General features: G+C 50.7%; 9 protein-coding genes. 4 read left to right on the top strand and 5 right to left on the bottom strand.

The features are described 5' to 3' along the window. Positions 1–520: 520 nt before the first annotated feature. From RIC19_RS07990 to RIC19_RS07975, 4 genes are all read left to right on the top strand, one after another. Positions 521–2,623, top strand: a complete 2,103-nt coding sequence (locus RIC19_RS07990; RefSeq protein WP_350177779.1) for a carboxy terminal-processing peptidase — start codon at positions 521–523, stop codon at positions 2,621–2,623. Between the two features lie 165 nt (positions 2,624–2,788). Beyond that, positions 2,789–4,663, top strand: coding sequence for an ABC-F family ATP-binding cassette domain-containing protein (locus tag RIC19_RS07985; RefSeq protein WP_350177778.1), 1,875 nt, complete (start codon positions 2,789–2,791; stop codon positions 4,661–4,663). Positions 4,664–4,720: 57 nt separating this feature from the next. Then, positions 4,721–6,109, top strand: a complete 1,389-nt coding sequence (locus RIC19_RS07980) for a VWA domain-containing protein (protein ID WP_350177777.1) — start codon at positions 4,721–4,723, stop codon at positions 6,107–6,109. Positions 6,110–6,373: 264 nt separating this feature from the next. Next, complete coding sequence (locus RIC19_RS07975; RefSeq protein WP_350177776.1) at positions 6,374–8,653, top strand: aconitate hydratase; 2,280 nt, start codon at positions 6,374–6,376, stop codon at positions 8,651–8,653. A 375-nt stretch (positions 8,654–9,028) separates the two neighbouring features. On the opposite strand, the gene RIC19_RS07970 is transcribed toward RIC19_RS07975, so the two are convergent. The 5 genes from RIC19_RS07970 to RIC19_RS07950 all read right to left on the bottom strand — a co-directional run bounded on the left by RIC19_RS07970 (position 9,029) and on the right by RIC19_RS07950 (position 15,017). Next, positions 9,029–9,748 carry a LytR/AlgR family response regulator transcription factor gene (locus RIC19_RS07970; RefSeq protein ID WP_350177775.1) on the bottom strand — a complete coding sequence of 240 codons (720 nt, stop codon included), beginning with the start codon at positions 9,746–9,748 and terminating at the stop codon, positions 9,029–9,031. Next, complete coding sequence (locus RIC19_RS07965; protein ID WP_350177774.1) at positions 9,745–10,800, bottom strand: sensor histidine kinase; 1,056 nt, start codon at positions 10,798–10,800, stop codon at positions 9,745–9,747. The genes RIC19_RS07970 and RIC19_RS07965 overlap by 4 nt, the downstream gene beginning before the upstream one ends. An 84-nt stretch (positions 10,801–10,884) precedes the next feature. Further along, complete coding sequence (locus tag RIC19_RS07960; protein ID WP_350177773.1) at positions 10,885–11,385, bottom strand: hypothetical protein; 501 nt, start codon at positions 11,383–11,385, stop codon at positions 10,885–10,887. 45 nt (positions 11,386–11,430) lie between these two features. Then, positions 11,431–13,812 (bottom strand): TonB-dependent receptor, encoded by a 2,382-nt coding sequence (locus tag RIC19_RS07955; protein ID WP_350177772.1) that lies wholly within the window; start codon positions 13,810–13,812, stop codon positions 11,431–11,433. Positions 13,813–14,315: 503 nt separating this feature from the next. Continuing rightward, positions 14,316–15,017 carry a hypothetical protein gene (locus RIC19_RS07950; RefSeq protein WP_350177771.1) on the bottom strand — a complete coding sequence of 234 codons (702 nt, stop codon included), beginning with the start codon at positions 15,015–15,017 and terminating at the stop codon, positions 14,316–14,318. Positions 15,018–15,028: the final 11 nt, after the last annotated feature.

Below are 15,028 nucleotides of genomic sequence, written 5' to 3'. Positions count from 1 at the left end.
TCAGGCACTCGGATAACCTGCCATGCTTGGTATTTACAGAAAACCTGGGGCGCAAAGCACAAAATGCCGCTGCGTTTTTACGCATGGTATCTTATCGTCATACTAACCCAAAATGTGTTTTCGGTCAGCCTGCTTAGCTACGTGACCAAAGAACAACGAAGGGCAGGACAAAATTTGGCAAGAGCAGCCCGAAGTGTAAAGTCCCAACACGCTCTTAGGTATAGATTTAGCAACAGCCCCGGTAGGATTTTCCCGCCGGGGCTGTTGCCGTTGGGGTCGGCACAACTTATCCTTTGTTTTTTTCGTTAGCTTTTGAATAACTGGCACCAGATTTGTTACCATTGCGTTAAAGCAACACCGTTGGGAATACGATGGTCAACTTTTGTTGTTGAAAGCAGTATATTTATTCTGGATAAGAGCAGGTTTATAGACCGATTACTAAAGTCACCACACGCTCTAAGCCCTTAGACAAGTTCTCAATTTGAAAGCACCCCTTAGGATGTCAATAAAGAAATTTATCATGAAGTACAGAGGTCAGATTTTCTTCTCCGTTTTGTTGGTCGCATTGCTAGCTGCTGCCTACTATCCGCAACCCAGTAATGCTGAAAAGGAGGCGGTCCTGGTCAAAGCCGTATTAAGTGGTTTTGGGCAGTTGCACTATCAGCCCAAGCAAATTGACGATAATTTTTCAGGCCAGATTTTTGACTTCTACCTCGATCAGGTCGATGGCGGACGACGGTTCCTGACGCAGGAGGATATTAGCAGGCTTGAAGGTTACCGCAATCAGATTGATGATCAGGCGGAGAACGGTACTTTCGAGTTCTTCGATGCTTCCGTTCTGATGCTCGAAGCAGCACTGGACAAAACCCAGGCTTATTATCACCAAGCCCTGGAAAAGCCTTTTGACTACAGCGTGGACGAAAACATCGAACTCGACGGCGACAAAAAGCCATTCGCTAAGAATGATCAGGAACTGCAGGAGTACTGGCGCAAGTACCTGAAGTACGAAACGGTTCAGCGCATCGTGAGCAAAACCGAGGAAGAAGAAAAGAAAGGAGAAGAAGAAGAACCGATGGACTTTGAAGCGATTGAGGCAGAAGCCCGCGGGGAGGTCCGGGAATTTCTGGACGACTGGTACACCCGCATGCGCAAGCTGAAGCGGGAAGACCGCCTGAGCGTCTATCTCAACACCTTTACCCATATCTTCGACCCACACTCTGAATACTATCAGCCTATTGATAAAGAGAACTTCAACATCCGCTTCAGTGGCCGGCTGGAAGGTATCGGTGCGACCCTGCGCACAGAAGACGACTACACTAAGGTCATGCGTATCGTAGTCGGTGGCCCGGCCTGGAAACAGAAAGGGCTGGAAGAAAACGACCTCATCCTTAAAGTTAAGCAGGAGGACGAACAAGAACCGGTCGATATTGCCGGTATGGTGATCAATGATGTGGTGCAGCTCATCCGTGGCGACAAAGGCACCAAAGTGACCCTTACCGTCAAAAAACTGGATGGTACCATTAAGGACATCACCATCACCCGTGACGTAGTGGTACTGGAAGAGCAGTTTGCCAAATCTCTCATTCTGGAAGGCGGAGAAGATATGAATGAGCGTATTGGCTATATTCTGCTGCCTTCTTTTTACGCTGACTTCCAAAACAAAAACGGCCGCTTCTGCTCCAAGGATGTAGCCACAGAAATAGAAAAGCTGAAAGCGAAAAATGTAGATGGTATTATCCTCGACCTCCGCTACAACGGAGGCGGTTCTCTGCGGGACGTGGTCAAAATGACCGGCCTGTTTGTCGAGAAAGGGCCTATCGTACAGGTAAAGTCCCGGATTTCTGAACCGGAAGTACTCAAGGATGTAGACGCCCGGGTGCAGTATGACGGCCCACTGATTGTGATGGTCAATTCCTATAGCGCTTCTGCTTCTGAGATTCTTGCAGCCGCCCTGCAGGACTATGGGCGTGCAGTGATCGTAGGCAGCCCGTCTACGTTCGGTAAGGGTACCGTTCAGCGCTTTATCGACCTCGACCGCACCATTCGCGGGTTCAATGAACTGAAGCCATTAGGGGAGATCAAACTGACCACCCAGAAGTTTTACCGGGTGAACGGGGGCTCCACGCAGCTCAAAGGCGTGACACCGGATATTATCCTGCCGGACAACTTCTTCTACATCAAAACCGGCGAGCGCGACCGGGAGTACGCCATGGAGTGGACCGAAATTGCCCCCGTGGAATACGAACAGGATGTACTGAAGGTGGACAACCTCAGCAAGCTGCGCCGCCACAGCGAAAAGCGTATCGAAGAGAATGAAGCCTTCCAGAAAATTCTGGCTAATGCCAAACGGGTGGAGCAGCAGCGGGAAGAGTCTTCCTATCCGCTTCAACTCGACGCTTACCGCGAGATGCGTGAAGAGCGGCAACGGCAGGCTGATGAGTTTGATGGTGTCATGGATCAGGTGGTCCTGGAGAATATCGCCAACCTCGAGGAAGACCTGGCCGCAATTGAGGCCGATGAGTCCAAAAAGGCCCGTAACGATGAGTGGCTGGAGAGCGTATCCAAAGATATTTACATCAAAGAAACGCTATCAATCATGCGCGACATGATCAAGAAGCACTAAAATATAAGAGCAGCCCAAAGGGTGAAATCCCAACAAGCTCTAAAACCAATACGTTCTTAAGGGGCTTTTCTACCACAGTAGGGAAGCCTCTGTTTTTTTGCTGCACAGGTACCAACACCTAAAGTCTTTTGTACTTTTGCACATTACTTCACCGAATCAGAAAGCGTGAATTACCTCAACCTGGAAGATGTTACCAAGATGTACGGAGAGAAAGTCCTCTTCGACAATATTTCCCTGCAGGTCAATCAGGGCCAGAAAATCGCGCTCGTAGCCAAAAATGGTTCGGGGAAAACGACACTGCTAAGGGTCATCGCCGGCGAGGAGTCGCCCGAAGGAGAAACGGCAAAGGTCTACCTCCACCGGGATGTCCGTATCGGCTTCCTAAATCAGGATCCCGTATTTTTTGAAGAGCACACAATCCTGGAAGCGGTATTGGATTCTGATAATGAAATGATCAAGGCCGTACGGGCTTACGAGTATGCTATGCTCTTCCCGGACGATACCGAGGCGATGCATCAGGCCATCGCTAAGATGGACGCCCTCAAGGCCTGGGATTTTGAGGCCCGTATCCGGGAGATCCTGACGAAGCTGGAAGTCAGCGACCTCAATAAGCTGGTCCGGAACCTCTCCGGTGGCCAGAAGAAACGCCTGTCGCTGGCCAAACTCATCATCGAAGAGCCTGAGTTCCTCATCTTGGATGAGCCAACAAACCACCTGGACCTGGACATGATAGAGTGGCTGGAGGAGTACCTGCAGCAGCCTCGGATTACCTTGTTTATGGTGACGCACGACCGTTATTTCCTGGAGCGCGTTTGTGATATCATCGTGGAGTTGGACCTAGGCGAGCTCTACCGCTATACGGGCAATTACAGTGATTTTCTGGAAAAGAAAACCACCCGCCATCAGGTAGAGACATCGACCCTGGAAAAAAACAAGAAGTTGCTGCAGCGCGAGCTGGAGTGGGTACGCCGTATGCCAAAAGCCCGGGGCACCAAAGCAAAGTCCAGGGTGGATGCCTTCCACGGGCTCAATGATGAAGTCTCTCAACAGCGTATTGATGAAGAGATGAAGATCGATATCAAGGGGCAGCGGCTGGGTAAAAAGGTACTGGAAGCCCATAACATCAGCAAGTCTTATGAAGATAAAGTGCTGGTAGACGGCTTTAGCTATAAATTCCGTAAAGGGGAGCGTGCAGGGATCGTTGGCCCCAACGGAGTCGGGAAGACTACTTTTCTGAAACTGCTGACGCAGGAAACACGCACAGACAGCGGCAAGGTAGTGGTAGGGGGCAATACGGTCTTTGGGTACTACACCCAAGATGGTATACAGCTATCCGAAAACCAACGGGTGATTGATGTGGTGCAGGATATCGCCGAGTTTATCCCTTTGGAGAAGGGCCAAAAACTGACCGCGCCGCAATTGCTTGAACGCTTCATGTTCAACCGCAAACAGCAGCAGGTTTATGTTTCCCAGCTCAGTGGTGGAGAACGCCGCCGCCTGTACCTGCTCACGGTGCTGATGGCCAACCCCAACTTCCTCATCCTGGATGAGCCGACCAATGACCTGGACATTATGACACTCAACGTGCTGGAAGACTTTCTGCTGGAGTTCCCTGGCTGCGTCCTGATTGTCTCTCACGACCGCTACTTCATGGACAAGATCGTGGAGCACCTCTTCGTCTTTGAAGGGGAGGGCAAAATCCGGGATTTCCCTGGCAGCTACACGCAGTACCGGGAGGTCAAAAAAGAAGAAGACCGTGAAAAAGCCCGTTTGGCGAAAGCCGAAGAAGCGGCAACCCCCTCCGCCCCCAAGCCCAAATCCAAGGCAACCGCGTTGAGCCAGGAGGAGCGCAAAGAGCTGAAGCGGGTGGAAAAGAAAATCCTAAAGCTCGAAGAAAGAAAGACTGAACTGACCGAGCAATTCAATGACACCAGCCTGAGCACGGAGCAAATCACAGATTTGTCCAAAGAGCTCAGCGCTTTGAACGAAGAACTGGAAGAAATGGAGCTGCGCTGGATGGAACTGGCGGAGATGGCCTGAGCATAAATACCGGCACGGCAATAGATTCCGGCTTTTGAGCAGAACGATACTACATTCATGGCGATCAAGTATAGTGTTTTATTGATTTTTCCCTTAATGCTGCTTTTGCTCTCACCAGAAAGCAACCGGCAGAAAGCGGCTTTCCGGGCGCACTACAAAGGCATGCTGCTGTATTCGGAAGCCCAATACGACCGGGCGGTCAGACAATTCGAGAAAGCCCACAACATTATTCCCGAAAACTACAACTTTACCCTTTCCCTGGCGCTGGGCCTGAGCCGGGTGGACCGGGCAGATGAAGGCTTGAGCCTGCTGCAAAAAAGCGACATTCTACTCTCCTCCGATGATCCGGACGGGGCACAAAAGCTTGCCACCCGCAGTTTTCTGAAAGGGATGGTCTTGTTGTATGCCGACCGGGCCGGGGGCGCCTTGCAGCCCCTGGAGGAAAGTATCGAACTACAGCAAAAACTAGGGGATGCCAAACGGCTGAGTATTTACTACAACGCGCTGGGCTACGCAACGATGCTCAATCAGGGCGGCAGTGACCACGGCAGCGATACCCTGGGGTGGCACTATCATGTGCACCGGCGCGACCTGATCCGCTCCCTGAAGTTTTTTGATCAGGCTGTAAAGTACGATACGAAAAACGCCACCGCACTCTACAATTACTTTTTGGTCAGGGACACCCTTGGTATGGAAGGGCTCAAAGACTACTACGCACAGCAAGACTCCGCGGGCCCGGAGCCGGTGGGCGAACTGCCGGGCAATACCGACCGGACCCTGGAATTCACCAATTACGAAGAGCTGCTTTTCCTGCTCGACCTGTCCGGGTCGATGGTCATGGAAAAGGTTCCCTGTATGGGTGCGACCCGCTTTGATGTCATGAAGCAAACCGCCCTGTTTATTCTGGATAGCCTGCCGGAGACTACACAGCTGGGCCTGGGCAGTATCGACGGAGACTGCTGGACGGAGCCCAAGGCCTGGGATGCGGTGGGCGCCCTGAGCAGATACGATATGCGCTATCGGTTACGCTTTTTAGTACCCAATGGGACCACACCCTTATTGGAGCGCCTGCAGGCCAGCCCTGAGTTGTTTTCTACGGATAACCAAACCCGGAAGTCTATCTTTCTCATTAGTGACGGGGCCAACGTTTGCAATGCCAACGGAGATGATATCTGCGACTGGGCAGCCCAATTGTCGCAACGCAAAATCACGATCAATATCCTTACCTTTCTGGACGCTACAGAAAGCAACACCAATGCTTTTGCAGAGTACGCCTGCCTGGCTGATAATACGGGAGGTGACATTCTGTACATGGATAACTACCGCTGCGGGTACGAGTACTTCGGGGCTTCTATGGTTGAGCAATGCCTGCCCCGCATCCCCAATCTGAGGAAGGTAACCTGCTGGGGAAGCGCCCACCAAAACCTGTGGGCTGTGGAGCGATAGGTAGAAATCACCAATCTGGCGAAACAATATTTCGGTCCATCCTATCTATATTGTGGAGGCATTGCCAAAAAGGGGTAAAAATTGTACATTTGCCTACCTTCCAAAATGCTTGGAAAAATAAGGTGTTTCGCCCGGGCCGGTCCTCAGGTTTCAACTGGAGGAAACCACTCAAAGCAAGCATCCGTTAACCAAATAAAAAACCGCGTACGGCATGAACGCATGCCAGGTACCAGCATTACAATAAACAAATTAAATTCATCTGCTATGCCATTCGATCTCGATATGATCAAGGCGGTGTACAAAGCACTGCCTGAGCGCGTAAAAGAAGCCAGGGAAGTACTTGGCCGCCCGCTCACCCTCACTGAAAAAATACTCTATACCCACCTGCACCCTGAGTCGCCTCTGCAAAACTATTCACGTGCCAAAGACTACGTTTTCTTCGCACCTGACCGTGTAGCTATGCAGGATGCCACCGCACAGATGGCGCTGCTGCAGTTTATGATGGCGGGCCGTGACAACGTAGCGGTGCCTTCTACCGTACACTGCGACCACCTGATTCAGGCCGAAGAAGGTGCAACCCAGGATTTGGCAAAAGCCAATGATGTCAATAAAGAGGTCTATGACTTCCTGTCTTCCGTATCCAATAAGTACGGCATTGGCTTCTGGAAGCCCGGCGCGGGCATTATCCACCAAATCGTATTGGAGAATTACTCCTTTCCCGGTGGTATGATGATCGGTACAGACTCGCATACCCCTAATGCCGGTGGCCTGGGTATGGTCGCGATCGGTGTGGGCGGTGCAGATGCAGTAGACGTTATGGCGGGTATGCCCTGGGAGCTCAAAATGCCAAAAGTGATCGGCGTGAAGCTGACCGGCAAAATGAGCGGCTGGACATCCGCTAAAGATGTGATCCTGAAAGTTGCGGGTATCCTGACTGTAAAAGGAGGTACCGGTGCCATCGTGGAGTACTTCGGCGAAGGCGCGGAATCTCTATCCTGTACAGGCAAAGGCACCATCTGCAATATGGGCGCTGAGATTGGCGCAACCACTTCGACTTTTGGTTACGACGAAGCGATGGGCCGCTACCTGCGCGCCACCGAGCGTGCTGAAGTTGCTGAGCTGGCTGATGGGGTGAAAGAGCACCTCACCGGTGATGCCGAATGCTATGCCAACCCGGAAAAGTACTTCGATCAGGTGGTTGAAATTGACCTGTCAACGCTGGAGCCGCACATCAATGGCCCTTACACGCCGGATTTGGCCTGGCCCATCTCTAAGTTTGCACAGGCTGTGAAGGAAAATAATTATCCTCAAAAGCTCGAAGTGGGCTTGATCGGCTCTTGTACCAACTCTTCCTACGAAGACCTCGACCGGGCCGCCTCCCTGGCGCGTCAGGCTGTAGACAAGAAGCTCAAAGTGAAATCCGAGTTTACCGTAACGCCGGGCTCTGAGCAAATTCGTTACACGGTAGACCGTGACGGGCAGCTGAAAGATTTCGAAAAAATGGGTGGTGTTGTACTGGCCAACGCTTGCGGGCCGTGTATCGGTCAGTGGGCGCGCCACACCGATGACCCCAACCGGGCGAACTCCATCATCACCTCCTTCAACCGGAACTTCTCCAAGCGTAACGACGGTAACCCGCAGACCCGCTCCTTCGTGGCTTCTCCGGAGATTGTGACGGCTTTGGCGATTGCCGGTGACCTGACCTTCAACCCACTAACGGATACCCTGAAGAACGAGAACGGTGAGGACGTAATGCTCGATCCACCAACGGGCGTAGAGTTGCCGGCAAAGGGCTTTGCTGTAGAAGACGCAGGCTTTGAGGCACCGGCTGAAGATGGCACCGGTATTGAGATTAATGTATCTCCTGATTCCGACCGTCTGCAGTTGCTGACACCCTTTGAGCCGATCACACAGGAGCAGCTGAAAGGCATGCGCCTGCTGATCAAAGCGAAGGGTAAGTGTACGACGGACCACATTTCCATGGCGGGCCCATGGTTGAAGTACCGTGGCCACCTGGACAATATTTCCAATAACTGCTTCATTGGTGCCATCAACTTCTTCAACGGTGAGATGAATAAGGTAGCCAACTATGTAGACAATGTGGAAAAAGCAGAGTACCTGGGCGTACCGGATTCGGCTCGTAAGTACAAAGCAGCTGGTGTTAGCACCGTTGTTTTCGGTGAGGAAAACTACGGTGAAGGTTCTTCCCGCGAGCACGCGGCTATGGAGCCGCGCCACCTGGGCGTACGCGCCGTGATCGTGAAGTCTTTCGCACGTATCCACGAGACCAACCTGAAAAAGCAGGGCATGCTGGCCCTCACTTTCGTCAAGCCTGATGACTACGAAAAAGTACGGCAGGACGATAAGATCGATATCCTCGGTTTCAATGAGATGGCACCGGATAAGAACCTGACCGTGAAGCTGCACCACAAGGACGGCTCAACGGAAGAGTTCGAGGTAGCCCACACCTACAATCAGGCGCAGATCGATTGGGTAGGCGCTGGTTCTGCATTGAACAAAATCCGCGAGGAACTGGCGAGCTAGGCCTGTTACTCCGTTGAGATAATTTGAAAAAAGTAAGCCATCCCGGGCAAATGCCTTGGGATGGCTTCTTCAATAGACGTGATACGTCGTGGAGTATTACAGGGTTAAAATGGCGCTGCCCCTTCTCACGCTATACCTTTTTTAGTCACTTAGCTCAGGCTAATCTCCTGAAATACCGGTAATTACCGGGACGCGTGGTTGAAAACAGCTCTTAAAGTTTCCCTGTCTGACATGGTCTTTAAAGCAGGCACTGAGTGGGGGGCGTCAACTTCTGTTTCCTTTTCGATCCCCTAACTATGTTGATGAAAAGCCCTGCTTGTTCAAGTCTAATAAACTTTCTGACAAACGGGTGGCGTTGAAAAAAGATAGCAGGACTCACTCCCTTCGCCATAACCTATCTCCTACCACCTTTTCCAGTACGTCTGAACGGTACCGCTTGCTCACGGGGATGCGATGATCCTGAATGTGAAGGGTATTTCCCTCCAGCGCATCCACGTAGTTCAGGTTGATGATGTGCGAGCGGTGGACGCGCATAAACTGTTCGGAGTCGAGTTTCTCTTCGGCGGCTTTCATACTGCTTAGCACCATGTGCCGCTGGGTAGCGGTGTGGATAAAGATATAGTCTTTCATGCCTTCGATCCACAAAACATCGGCCATTAATACCTTTACCATCATCCCATCTTCTTTCACATAAAAGTGGTCATTTGCTACAGGCTTGCCTTCATCAGTTGGTAGCGGTGATTCCCGCAAATTATTTACTGCTTTTAAAAACCGGGAAAAAGAGATCGGCTTGAGCAGATAATCCACAGCCTGTAACTCAAACCCGTCAAGGGCGTACTCTCGGTAAGCCGTAGTGAAAATGACTTTGGGCGGATTGGAAAGATTGCGCAGGAACTCTACCCCCGAAAGCAGGGGCATATGTATATCGAGAAACACCAGGTCTATCTTTTCGTCGTGCAGTATAGCGGAGGCTTCCACCGCATTCTTATACATCCCTTTCAGCTCCAGAAAGCTGACCCGGGACACATAGGCCTCAAGCCCTTCCCGGGCAAGGGGTTCATCGTCTACAATGATACAGGTCCATTTTTTTGTCATTGGGTATATTGAATTTTGAGCTCGGCTATGAATTCATTGTCAATCACAACGGTTTTGAACTCATGCCGGCCCGGATAAATCAACTCCAGTCTTTTTTTTAGGTTTTCCAGCCCCAGTCCGCCTTTTCCCCTGCGGGGCACAGGTCGAAACTCGTTTCGGCATACCAGGGTAATCTGCTCATCATCTGTATGAAGGGCAACGCTAAGCCGATAGGTTTCCAGCCCTGAAGCCAAACCGTACTTGAATGCATTCTCGATAATCGGAGTGAACAGCAACGGAGCCACAAGGACTTCCGGTTGTGGTGTTTCGAGCGCCACGGCTAGATCGACCGCATCGCCCTGACGCATCTGCTCCAGTTCAATATAGTTTTGCAAATACTCAATCTCCGCGTCCAACCGCACATATTGCTCCCGGCTGTCATAGAGCTGATAACTCAACAGTTCAGAAAAATTCAAAATGCTTTCCCGGCTGACTTCCGGATTTTTAGCCGATTGGATATAAATGCTATTCAAGGTATTGAATAAAAAATGCGGATTGATCTGGCTTTTCAACACTTCGAGCTGCGACTTCAGGTGCTCCTCGCGCAACATAGATGCTTTTACCAGCGACTTCTTCCATAACTCAAAGAGGTGTGCGCCTTCAAGCACGATAGTTGCTATAATGGTGATCACCACAGCAAGCGTGATATTGTAAAAGAGCCTTTCCTGCGATGCACAATCGAGCAAGAGATAGGGGCACCACGCTTTGTGGTAAGTATACATGATGATCCCCGCCGGGATGGTGACCGCCACTAGCTGTACGGAAAGCCGCAGAGCATAATGCGTTTTTTCATAAGGCAACTTCAGGTGCACCCATCTGCCGATCACCGATGCCGAAAGGGTGAGCAAGAAGGTAATCCCAGCATTGAAACACAGCCACTGCCACCAGGTATTATAAAGACGAAACCGATCGTCATTTTCAAACAGAAAGACTTGGACAAGCCCGAAAAGCACTGGTATCAGCGCAATACCAGCCGAAGTACGGAACACTTTATACCAGTAATTCTTGTCCATGCTTTTTTGTTACATTCCAGGTTTCGGCAGTTTATAGTCTGGCGCTCCAGGATTAATACGGGCTGACTTTCCAGACTACAGTATTCAATCGCGGGCGGTTATCTGCGTATTCATCAAATCCATCATCTTCTGCTTCAGTTTTTTATTTGCACCAAAGAGGGCCGCCCAGCCATTATGTGATCCATTGGAGAAATAAGCTTTTTTGTGCGCACTGCCTTCTGTGTATTGCACCACCACCCACCGCATAGGAAGCCAAAACAGGACTATACAGACTGGCGCCAGGAAGAGGTAGAGTTTAGTAAGCGCCCAACTGGTGTCCAGGGGGTCGTTGATCCCCGAGCCCAGTATGAGGTCGATCAACAGGCAGGCGAATCCACCAATAATATAGGTGACCCAATTGAGCGTTTGATTTTTCATAAAGATGCGCGATACGTTGCTAATTTCCAGCGACTGGTCTTTTCCTTTGAAGATAATTGCATTTTTGGAGAACTGCAAGTTACCAGTATCGGAATAGAACAGTAGCTTTTGGGGAGATTTGGCCCGGCTTTCGTCCGCGTACCAAACTTTTGAATGGAGTGTTTTCATGGTTGTAAAGTTTTGTGATTGTAAAATTGGCACTCCGCTTACCCGCTAAAACGTAATGCGGTATTGCATCAGAGGAAAGATACCCAGTTGGTTGATGATGCGCTCAGTTCCCGTCCGCCAGTCATAAGTTACCGCCAGGGGGTTATCGTTATTAGTGACGTTCTGTATATCAATAGCCCATTCCTGCGTCAGTTTTTTGAAGTGTACTTTGTAGCCGATGCGTATGTCGGCCCGGAAATAGGTTTTGAATTGGTTGCTGTAGGGGTTGGAATCGTCAAGCACAGTGTTCTGGGCTTCCCGCGATTCGGCGATATCAATATCGGAATAGCGTTGCCCCCCAGCGGTGGTGAGCTTGATGTCCGCGTTTAGCGTCTTTTTATTCTTGGAATCGCCGCCGCTGAGCTGCCACTCCTTTCCGGCTACGGCATTCAGCAAAAAGTTGCCGTTAAAAGCGGTATTCCGCTCTACTCCGTCGGAGCCCGTATACCTGGAATCGTAGAGTGATGCGTTTACGATAAAGTAATTGCCACGGGAGATCGGTTTTTGGAAAGTGATGTCTACACCATAATTGACCCCGGAGCCATCGTTTTGGAGGGAGTCGCGGATTTCTGTCCCAAAAGAACCCGAATTGATCAGGCTGTAGGAGGAAGGCGATGCTTCCACGGGTACGCGGTCTATCGACTGCAGGTAGGTTTCAGCCTTGATTTCCAGTCCGCTCTGAAAACGATACTCGTAGCCCAAAACCACGTGTTGACTGCGCTGAAAATTCAGGTTCGTATTGGTTTGTATGTATTCGCCGTTTACGAAGGTTTTCCGGAAGTATACGCCTAGCGGTGCCAGCTGATTGTGCATGCCATAAGCTGCAGACAGGGTGTGACGGGGCTTCAACTCCCAACTAATGCCAGCCCGTGGCTCAAAGGATGTGGAGCCGTTGAGTACAAAGTGCTGGCTGTAAACGCCGGTATTCAAAACGAGCTCGTCGGTAAAGCTGTGTTTCCACTGTGCGTAGGCACGAAGCAGCGAAGCCGTGCCGTTTTCGTCGGTCAGGGTACGGAAAGCATCTTCAGAAGCGCGGTAAATCGAATCCTGTAGGTCTACGCGATTAATATCAGCCATCAGGCCAGCCCGGAATATATTGGCTGCATCACGCTTATGGTTGACGTAGAAGTGGCCACTCACTTTCTCCTGCCGGTTGGCACTTCGGTACTGCGGCGTAGGCATGCGGGCCTCCCCTGCCAAGCTATCTATGTCCACATTATTCTGAGCAATCTGGGCGCTGAGAATTAACTTTGAGTAGGTTTGGTCATTCCACATCAGGGTTTGCGAAACGCCAGCCACGCCCATATAGTTAGAGTTGTAAAGGTCTTCGTCCCCATCGGTATAAAAATCATCTTCTAGTTCGTCTACTGGTGTGCCGGAGTTTTTAAAGTCAATACTGTTTTGACCGCCAATGGCAAATACAGATAAGTGCCCAATTTTAGTATTGGGAAAATCCAGATACAGGGATAAATCCTGATACCTCGGGACGCCTACCCCTGTTCCCGGGTTCAGGCCAATTTCGTCCATCAGCCCCAGCACCGAGTAGCGGTAGTTGACCAGGTAAGAGCTGCCTTTTTCGCGATTGATTGGGCCTTCAGCACCGAATTCAAATCCATTGAAGCCAATTTGCCCCATAAACTCGTGCTGCTCGTTGTTGCCGCTTCGCATCTGCAAGTCAAATACCCCGGAAGTCGCATTGCCGTACATAGCTGGAAAGGCGCCCGTGAGGAAGTCAGAATTGGCGAGGGTATTGTTGTTCAGCATGCTCACCGGACCACCGGTCACGCCGGCCGCGCCGAAGTGATTAGGGTTGAAAATATCGATTCCCTCCAGGCGCCAGAGCACACCGAGCGGTGAATTCCCCCGGACTACAATATCATTTACGGCATCATTAGCTGTGTTCACCCCGGCGAAGTTGCTGGCCATACGAGATACGTCGTTCCTTGCGCCAGCAAACCGCTGGCTTTCTTCCACGGAGAACGACCGGGCGCTTACTGTGGCCATCTCGTTGAGTACCCGGTTGCCGTCCTTGCCGGCAGTGACAACCACCTCGTCTAATTGATTTACGGATTCCGACATCTCTACCTCCAGGATCAGCTCTTTTCCAGTGGTCAGATCCAGGTTTTGAAGTACCACCGGTTTGTAGCCGATAAAGCTAAACCGAAGCGAAACACGGCCAACGGGGATGGCCTCCAAACGGAAATCTCCTTCTACGTCCGTAGTCGTCCCGGTAAAATTTTCTGCATCGACCACTACTACGTTGGCGCCGATCAACGGCTGTTTGGTGTCCTGGTCGGTTACAGTGCCCCGTACGGTTTGGGTGTAATCTTGTGCAAATAATATTGCAACTGAGCAGATAAAGAATAAAGTTGAAAAGAGTTTTTTCATTACACTGGTGTTTTTTGATTCAGTGCAAATCTGGGGTGCGCAGCTGGCTTGGCGAAAAAAAGTATACGAATGGACGGTTTCGGTATGCGTTTGGAAGACGTCGGCATTGTTTAGACTGTCTTAAAGTCTTCAGTGCATTTTTCTTCAAGGCACGTTTGCGGGTCATATCACTGCTATATTGTAAGCAGTGCCAACTGTGCTTCTATCTGCTGATTTTACCAGTGTACGGTGTAAATAGGCTGTCAGCATCAAAAAGCTTTGGAGCGCCTGTCTGTCAGTGGGGGTCAGGAAGAGTTTGCCAGATCCCATAGAGGTAAATCGAGAAACTGCTCATTTTAGAAACCCCGCTTTTCATACCTTACAGAGCACTCAACCGCAGCACTTAATTTCTGACGGGCTAAAGTCAGGCTCTTTACAGAGATCAATTGAAAAAGTAAGCCATCCCGGGCAAATGCCCTGGGATGGCTTCTTGAATGATTGGGGTATATAGGTCAGGTGTTTTTTTAGAAGGTATGCGTAGCGAGGAGCACCAGGCTTCGGTGAAACGCTTCACTGGCGAAAAAGGTAAAGTCGAGCTGTGCGCCAAATTGCAATTTTTCGGTTGCCGGGATAAGCACCCGTGCACTCAGTGGAACGCCAACTATCCACTTATCAATGGTTTCAATACGGCTTTCCAGTACTTCCAGGTCATGGGTAGAGGTGATATTGTATCGCGCAAGGGTCTCATAGCGGTGCCGGCGGAAAGCCCCGCTCAAACCGGTACCAATTTGCCACTGACTCTTAGCTCCGATACGGCTGAGGTTGTAATAGCCAATGAGGTTGAACTGTGCAAGGCGGAGCGCGCGCGGGCTTCTCGGGCTGTGCGTGACTTCGTCCTCCTGGCCTACATTGAAGGTCATAGAGCGGTCAACACCATACTCGCCTTTCCAGCCGGTATAGTTGGCCTGCAAACTACCGGTCCACCTTGGGTGGATAGAATAGTTGATGCCCACTCCAAGTTGCAGGCTGCGTATCGGGTAAGTGACGTTGCCAGTACTTCTCCCGTAGTTGCCGCCTTCATAGCTCATGAGCTCAGTGCGGTAGTCATTGTAGATTTCAAATTGCTGGTAGCCCAGTGAGGTTTGTACGCTCCATGGGGAGTCCTGCGCAGTTGTGATCGTTGCAAACAGGATAATCAGAAAACTAGCGATGGTTAGCCTTTTCATAGCTTCAAAGT

Source organism: Phaeodactylibacter sp. (assembly GCF_040219495.1).
Lineage (GTDB): Bacteria > Bacteroidota > Bacteroidia > Chitinophagales > Saprospiraceae > Phaeodactylibacter.
Note: the sequence above shows the minus strand (reverse complement) of the source record. Positions and strands in the feature narration are given on the sequence as shown.

What these genes read in the sequence shown, in the direction of transcription:
- RIC19_RS07990 (WP_350177779.1), top strand. Translation starts at nt 521, where the DNA reads ATGAAGTACAGAGGTCAGATTTTCTTCTCCGTTTTGTTGGTCGCATTG.
- RIC19_RS07980 (WP_350177777.1), top strand. Translation starts at nt 4,721, where the DNA reads ATGGCGATCAAGTATAGTGTTTTATTGATTTTTCCCTTAATGCTGCTT.
- RIC19_RS07975 (WP_350177776.1), top strand. Translation starts at nt 6,374, where the DNA reads ATGCCATTCGATCTCGATATGATCAAGGCGGTGTACAAAGCACTGCCT.
- RIC19_RS07970 (WP_350177775.1), bottom strand. Translation starts at nt 9,748, where the DNA reads ATGACAAAAAAATGGACCTGTATCATTGTAGACGATGAACCCCTTGCC.
- RIC19_RS07965 (WP_350177774.1), bottom strand. Translation starts at nt 10,800, where the DNA reads ATGGACAAGAATTACTGGTATAAAGTGTTCCGTACTTCGGCTGGTATT.
- RIC19_RS07960 (WP_350177773.1), bottom strand. Translation starts at nt 11,385, where the DNA reads ATGAAAACACTCCATTCAAAAGTTTGGTACGCGGACGAAAGCCGGGCC.
- RIC19_RS07955 (WP_350177772.1), bottom strand. Translation starts at nt 13,812, where the DNA reads ATGAAAAAACTCTTTTCAACTTTATTCTTTATCTGCTCAGTTGCAATA.
- RIC19_RS07950 (WP_350177771.1), bottom strand. Translation starts at nt 15,017, where the DNA reads ATGAAAAGGCTAACCATCGCTAGTTTTCTGATTATCCTGTTTGCAACG.